The sequence below is a fragment of the Vibrio sp. 03_296 genome, assembly GCF_002265885.1.
This window is the reverse complement of record NZ_NPKW01000970.1, coordinates 1-539: the sequence shown is the minus strand read 5'-3', so window position 1 is coordinate 539 and position 539 is coordinate 1. Positions and strand designations below refer to the sequence as shown.

1 pseudogene is annotated in these 539 nt (G+C 44.9%); it reads right to left on the bottom strand.

Annotation, left to right across the window (positions count from 1 at the left end):
- Nucleotides 1-47: 47 nt before the first annotated feature.
- A pseudogene (locus tag CIK04_RS29230) lies at nucleotides 48-539 on the bottom strand (diguanylate cyclase); the annotation flags it as partial.

Sequence of the window (539 nt, the reverse complement as noted above, 5' to 3'; positions counted from 1 at the left end):
CAGTATGCAACGGATTTAAACTGCTGACCGTCTAATAAATAAGATCAATTGCCGAAGACTAGCACATTTTCAGTCGACATGCTGTCTCAAAAATGGTACGCCACCTCACACTGCCTCTTGTTTCGTCAATATGATTCCACTTCTTAAATCGACTCCAGTTATTATTGCTCTGTAATTGAGCACTTCGCAGTGCGGTTTCCGCTTCATCCATAATTTGGCTGTGTCGTTCCCCCTCCTGATACATAGTGACACCAATGTGACACCAGTTTTCTTTATCCAGTGGGTAAGGAGGATTGAGCTTCTCCAACTGACGAATGCACTGCGACGCCAGATTGGCCACTTCTTGGCACCTAATGGGGATAAGAGAGCGAAATCGGACGGGTAATAGCGTGAGAAGACCACTTCAGGAAAACGCTGAACCAAATTGGAAATGAGGCTGCCAACTTCAATAACAAATTCATCGGCCATTTGTTTGTCATTTTCTTCTGACACACTTTTCCAATCCGTAATGCGCATCAATAACACCGCACCTTGCGCTC